Here is a 7,300-nt window from a genome sequence, read left to right as displayed (position 1 = left end):
AGATATGATAAACGAAAATTTGTCTCTAAAATACAAAAAGAGGGCAAAATAGTTCAAATAGACACTAAATATATCAAATTAGGCAGAAAAACAGTTTATCAATTCACTGCTGTAGATTTAGCTGCTCGTTATAGTTGGAGGCAAATCTATGAGGATAAAACACCTTATAGTGCTTTATCTTTCTTAAAATATGTCTTAAAAACTTCACCTTTTAAGATACAGGCTATACAAACGGACAATGGTATAGAATATACTTATCGCTGTATTAATACTCCTAAAATAAATATTTTTGATGAATACTGCTTAAAAAATAAATTAGAGAGGAGATATATTCCTATAGCAACACCAAGATACAATGGCGTAGTAGAAAGAGTACACGGCATAGACGAAAGAGAATTTTATTCACGATTAAATAAAAATATCACAGTAGAATTATTAAGAGAAAAATTAAAAGAATATACACATTTTTATAACAATCAAAGATTGATTTCTTCGTTATTGTATATTACAATCAAAGAAAGAATCAAAAATATTATAGCAAGTAAAAGTACAATATCTATGGCTCCATGACATTTAGGATAAATTTATATAAGCTGTTACAGGTTGGAATATTTTTTTATTTTTTATGAAAATTATCTAACATATTAAACAATTTTTTTATATATTAAAATTAGTTAGAATTAATTAAAATTACACAACTATAAAAAATTTAAACAAAAAGTCGATACTGATTATATATTATGAAAAACATATTAAAATTAGTTATTCTTACTTTAATATTAATTAGCTGTAAACTAGAAAATATTACAGGCACAGGCGTAGACAGCAGATTCGTAGGAACTTGGACTGGAACTATAAAGGAAGAAGAAAAAAATAATTCTGATATAATAATAATAATACCGCCTCCAGGAGAAGAGGGAAGCGAAAATACAGAAGAAACATCTAAAGAAAAACCTATAACTGTAATTATTAATGAAGACGGTTCAATAGCTATAGATAGTGATTTAATACCAGCATCAAATATATATCAAGATATAATAAATAATGTATACTATTACACAATATCTTATATTATGTCTTCTCAAGAAAATTCAAGCACAGTATTTAACTATATGATTATATTTCAAGATAATGAAACTGCCGCAATAGAAGGCACAACCATAATTACATTAAATCAAAGAGAAGAAAGAATAAAAGTGCCGGAAACAACCATAAACAAACAAACAGAATTGTAACAAGTCATAAAATAATTAAACTAACTTAAATAATTAACTACACAAATATTTTATATATTTTTATTAAAAAAATTCATTTAATATAATATTATAGCACATATAAAACATTTTTTTATATTTATTGAAAAACTTTATTAAAAAAAATCCGAAATTATTACCATTAAATAAAAATTTCTTTTTTATAATTTACATTTTATGAAAATTTTGTTACAATTTTATATAAAAAATTATGCGAAAAATTAGTTAGGAAATATAAATGAATAATATAATACTTATAATCTTTATAATAATTGTATCTTCTTTTTCGAATTTATTTTCTCAGAACATATATACAACTAAAGATATAATATTTAATTTAGATAACTCCGCTGTAAAAAGATCAACAGCTTTGCAAATATCTTCATATTCTGATAAATTGATTGCTAAAGATATATTTGACTTAGATAGAACATTATTTTCAGGAATGTATGCACCTAGTTTTAAAAACGGAATGCAAAATGCAGCACAATTATATTTTGGTATACCAATAAAAGATAATGAAATGTATTTTGGTATAGGCGGAGCTTTTTCAATAGACTCTCAATCTATGGAATATAATAGAGAATATATACCTGTTGCTAATAGAGTAATACTTGGTAAAGAAAAAAACTTGGATACTTCTTTTGCATTTAGACCTGTTTTTAAAATTAATGATATGATATCTATACATTATCTATTAGCTAAATCAGGCGGATATTATCTTAATCAAGGATATACTTATTATCATCAAACTAATGCTAATAATTATGGAAATCTAACAAATAATATTACAAACTCTCAATGGTATAATGAAATAGCCGTTGCAATTAATTTTGATAATGATATGAAATTAGATTTGCCTATAGCTTTTGTGGTAAATAATTATTCTCAAAATTACACTACAAATAATAGCATAAAAGATACATTATCACATCAATATATAAACACTTCTACAAATTCTTTTGATAATTCTGTAAGATTATTATTTTATCCAGAGTTTGTTATGCCTTTAGTAGCAGGACCTTTACAAAAATTAACTTTTAATCTTGGATTAGAATTTGACCTTTACAAAGATAATCAAAATAGTTTTATTCTAAACTCTACAAATATATCTCCTAATGAAATAGATAAAGTAATAAATAGCGGTTTAGCTAATAGCAATCAAAATTATAATCTTAATATGAGTTTTGATATTAGTGCTGCGCCTACTTTAGAATGGGATATAATAGACAGAGTAATAAAATTAACAACAGAACCTAGAATAGGTTTAAGATTAAATGTAACAAATCTAGGTAAAACTTATATAATGTCTAATACTTATAATAGTGTTAATAATACAATAGATGAAGGTAATTTAATAACTACTGGCGATATTCTTCATAATGCTATAAGTATTATTCCATATTTAGAAATACCTATTGGAACTGCAATAAAGCCTTTAGATTGGTTTGAAATTAGAGGCGGTATAAAATATGCATTAGATATGAATATATATTCTTTATACAGAGAAACAGCTCAAAAAGAAGTAATAAAAACTCTTGAAACAGATTTTGTATCAAAACTAGGACTTTATGCTGGGCTTGGATTTTCTTGGAAAGACAGATTATTCCTTGATTTCTTCTTAGATTTGGCTGTAACAAGCAAGCAAGAATCTATATGGGTTAATGGTGTCGGGTTGCAATTATCTTATGCATTTACTAAATTTGACTATTTACAAAAAGAGGAACCTCCTATATATTCTTATGCAAATGGTGATATTAATAATGATAATATGACGGATAATAATATGCCTGATGATAGATTATATAATTAATAAGACATATAATTAGATTAAACAATATTAAACGTATAGCATAGTTTCATGTTATACGTTTTTTTATGTATTTTATTTTTTAAAATATCAAAATAAAAATATTGAAATATTATAAAAACGATATATAGTATTATTTAAAAAATAATATAAAAAACTTAAATGGGAAAAAATATGAAAAAAGTTAATTTATCAGGAAGACATTTTATTAATTTAGAGGATTTTACAAGCGAAGAATTATCAGCATTAATTGATTATACTTTCGAGTTAAAATCAAAAGTAAGAAATAGAGAAGAACTTGATATAATGAAAAATAGAACTATGGTAATGTATTTTTCAAAGCCTAGTTTAAGGACTCGTTTAAGTTTTGAAATAGGAATGAAAAAATTAGGTGGAGATGCTTTTGTATTAAAGCAAGATGAGATTATATTAGGACAGAGAGAAAGCATAGAAGATAGTTCTAATGTTATTTCAAGATACTGCGATTTGATTATGATTAGAACTTTTGCTCATAGCGATGTTGAAGATTTTGCTAAATATTCAAAAGTACCTGTTATAAATGCTTTAACAGATCTTTCACATCCTTGTCAGGTTATGGCTGATTTATTTACTATGAAAGAGCATTTTGGAAAATTAAAAGGTTTAACATTATCATATATAGGTGACGGAAACAATGTATGTAACAGTCTCTTAACGGGCTGTACTTCTTTAGGAGTTAATATTAGAGTAGGAGTACCTAAAGGCTATAATCCAGATGCCAAAACTATAGAAACTGCTAAAAAAATAGCAAAAGAAACTGGATGTAGTGTTGATATTGTTAATGATGTAAAAGAGGCTGTAAGCGGAAGCGATGTAGTTTATACTGATGTATGGGCTTCTATGGGACAGGAGAGTGAAAAAGAAAAAAGACTTAATATATTTAAAGACTTTACTCTCACTAAAGAATTATTTGCTCTTGCGGGTAAAGGAGCTATAGCACTTCATTGTTTACCTGCTCATAAAGGCGAAGAGATAACTGAAGAAGTATTTAATATGAACTCTCAATATATTTATGAAGAGGCAGAAAACAGAATGCATGCTCAAATGGCTATAATGAGCAGTATAGTAAAAGAATAATTAAGATAATTAAAAACTATATATATCAATAAAAAATTTATAAGCCTTTGATTTTTTAATATTAAAATGTTTTAAGGCTTATAACAAAAATATTTAATATACGAGGGACTTATTATGAAAAAAAAATTAGTATTAGCTTATTCAGGCGGATTAGACACTACAGTTATTATACCATGGCTTAAAGAAAATTATGATTATGATGTTATTGCTGTTTGTGTGGATGTGGGTCAAGGTACAGAAACTGACGGTTTAGAGGAAAGAGCTTTAAAAACTGGTGCTGTAAAATACAGATTAGTAAAATGCGAAGATGAATTTGTTACCGATTATATTTATCCTATAGTTAAAGCTGAAGCTACTTATGAGGATAAATATTTACTTGGTACTTCTGCTGCAAGACCTTTAATAGCAAAAAAACTTGTTGAGGTTGCTTTAGAGGAAGGTGCTACTGCTATAGCACATGGAGCTACAGGAAAAGGTAATGACCAAGTAAGATTCGAATTAACAGTTAAAGCATTAGCTCCTAATTTTGAAATTATTGCTCCTTGGAGAGAATGGAATATATCTTCAAGAGAAGAAGAAATTAAATACTTAGAAGACAGAAATATAGAAGTTCCTATGAAAAAAGATGATTCTTATTCAAGAGATAAGAACCTTTGGCATTTATCACATGAGGGATTAGAACTTGAAGACCCTGCTAATATGCCTAATTATGAAAGACTTCTTAAATTATCAAACACTTTGGAGAATGCCCCTAATGAAGGACAGTTTGTAGAATTAGAATTTGAAAAAGGAGTGCCAACTAAAGTAGATGGAAAAACTTTTTCACCTTCTGATTTAGTTAAATATTTAAATGAAATAGGCGGAAAGCATGCTGTTGGTATAGTTGATTTATTAGAAAACAGAGTAGTAGGAATTAAATGCCGCGGTGTATATGAAACTCCGGGAGGTACTATACTTTATGCTGCTCATAGAGAAATAGAGCATTTATGTTTAGACAGAGAAACATTATATTTCAAACATGTAATTTCTCATAAATTGACTGATTTAGTATACAGCGGAAGATGGTTTACACCTTTAAGAGAGGCTTTATGTGCATTCATTGACAGCACTCAGCAAACTGTAACAGGAAAAGTAAAATTAAAATTATACAAAGGAAATATTATACCTGCTGGTGTTACTTCTCCTTATTCACTTTATAATCAGAGCTTGGCTAGCTTTACCACAGGCGAATTATATAATCACCATGATGCTCAAGGATTCATAACATTATTTGGTTTGCCTTTGAAAGTTAATGCTTTGATGAAAGAGCAGGCTAAAAAAATGGGGTTAAAATAATTAATTATGAAAGAAAAATTATGGGGCGGACGCTTTTCTAAAGAGCTTAATAAAGAAGCTAATGATTTTAACTCGTCATTATCTTTTGATTGTAAGATGTATAGAGAGGATATTTTAGGAAGCATAGCACATGCAAAAATGCTTGGCGAATGTGAAATAATTCCTCAAGGTGAAAGCGTAACTATAATAAATGCTCTAAAACAGATTTTAGAAGATATTGAAAATAATAAACTTCAATTTGATTTTGAATTGGAAGATATTCATACTCAAGTTGAAAGATGGCTTATTGACAGAATTGGCGAAGTTGGGAAAAAAGTTCATACAGGAAGAAGCAGAAACGACCAAGTAGCTCTTGATTTAAGAATGCATTTAAAAAACAAAGTAGAAAATATAAAATCTTTAATATTAGATTTAATTTCTGCTTTGATAAGCATTCAAAAAGAGCATACAAAAACCTATATGAGCGGATATACACATCTTCAAAGGGCACAGGTTATAACATTTGCTCACTACTTAGGTGCTTATGTAGAGATGTTCAAAAGAGATTTTGATAGATTAACTGATGCATACAAAAGAATAGATGTTATGCCTTTAGGTGCTGGTGCTTTGGCTTGTTCTACCTACAAAATAGACAATAAGAAAACTGCTGATACTCTCAATTTCAAAAATGTTATGCTTAATTCTTTGGATGCAGTATCTGACAGAGATTTTGTTATTGAAGCGGAATCTGCTTTATCAATAATAATGATGCATTTAAGCCGTTTTTCTGAGGAGCTGATATTATATTCTACTTCTGAATTTAAATTCATAGAGTTTGATGATGAGTTTACAACAGGTTCTAGTTTAATGCCTCAAAAGAAGAATCCTGACATACTTGAACTTATTCGCGGAAAGACTGGAAGGGTTTACGGTAATTTATTTTCTATATTAACAGTGATGAAATCTCTGCCTCTAGCATACAATAAAGATATGCAGGAAGATAAAGAGGGTATATTTGATTCTTTAGAGAATGTTAAAAATTGTTTATCTATACTTCCTAATGTATTAAAAACAATGAAAGTTAATAAAGAAAATATGCTTGATTCTGTTAATGAAGGATTTTTGAATGCTACTGAGGTTGCTGATTATCTTGTAAGGAAGGGGATGCCTTTTAGAGATGCACATTCTGTTTCTGGACGTCTTGTGGTGTATTCAATTAATAACAATAAAAATCTCTCTGCTCTTTCTATAGAAGAATATAAAAAAGAGTCTGATTTATTTGAAGATGATATTTATGCTTGTATAACTCCAGAAGCACAGGTTTCTAACAAAACAATGATTGGAAGCCCTAGTGAGAATGCTGTTATGGAAGTAATAAAGATAAATGAAGAGTGGCTCAAATCAAATAGTAAATAAAAAATATTTAAAATGATTATAAAAACAAGAATGCTGTTAATAAATAGCGTTCTTGTTTTTTATTGCATTTTTTTAGGACATTATTTTAACGCACGGTGAGCGAATCTAAAAATATAAATTTAATTATCAATTCAATTTAAATAATAGACTTGTTTCAAAAGTACTTGACAAATCAATTTATAGTTTCAAAGAAGTAAGAATTATGTTAATATATTCGTAAAAAAGGATTTTATAAAAATGATTGATTGTCAAAGTGTGATTGGTTTAAAAAAACATATTTATTTCTTTTAGAAGAATTAAGAAAAGTATATAAAGGTTTTAATAATGGCAGACCAAGAAAACTTTCTTTGGAAACTATGCTTTTTATCACTTTTATATATTTTAAACAATA

General features: G+C 27.5%; 5 protein-coding genes and 1 pseudogene. All 6 read left to right on the top strand.

Features of this window, described 5'->3' with window-relative positions; genetic code table 11:
- A pseudogene (locus EPJ72_RS12710) lies at positions 1-570 on the top strand (integrase core domain-containing protein); the annotation flags it as partial.
- A gap of 170 nt (positions 571-740) precedes the next feature.
- Complete coding sequence (locus EPJ72_RS12705) at positions 741-1,235, top strand: hypothetical protein (protein WP_147732482.1); 495 nt, start codon at positions 741-743, stop codon at positions 1,233-1,235.
- A 256-nt stretch (positions 1,236-1,491) separates the two neighbouring features.
- A complete protein-coding gene (locus tag EPJ72_RS12700) occupies positions 1,492-3,066 on the top strand; it encodes a hypothetical protein (protein WP_147732481.1) in 1,575 nt (524 codons plus the stop codon).
- 171 nt (positions 3,067-3,237) lie between these two features.
- A complete protein-coding gene (gene argF, locus EPJ72_RS12695) occupies positions 3,238-4,179 on the top strand; it encodes an ornithine carbamoyltransferase (RefSeq protein ID WP_147732480.1) in 942 nt (313 codons plus the stop codon).
- Positions 4,180-4,293: 114 nt separating this feature from the next.
- Positions 4,294-5,514, top strand: coding sequence for an argininosuccinate synthase (locus tag EPJ72_RS12690; protein ID WP_147732479.1), 1,221 nt, complete (start codon positions 4,294-4,296; stop codon positions 5,512-5,514).
- A gap of 6 nt (positions 5,515-5,520) precedes the next feature.
- The gene (gene argH / locus EPJ72_RS12685; RefSeq protein WP_147732478.1) at positions 5,521-6,909 is read left to right on the top strand and encodes an argininosuccinate lyase; all 1,389 of its coding nucleotides are present in this window, start codon (positions 5,521-5,523) and stop codon (positions 6,907-6,909) included.
- Positions 6,910-7,300 lie beyond the last annotated feature (391 nt).

It is taken from the genome of Brachyspira pilosicoli, assembly GCF_008016535.1.
GTDB classification, from domain to species: Bacteria; Spirochaetota; Brachyspiria; order Brachyspirales; family Brachyspiraceae; genus Brachyspira; species Brachyspira pilosicoli_A.
The sequence above is the reverse complement of the archived record's forward strand: the minus strand, read 5'-3'. Positions and strand labels throughout refer to the sequence as shown.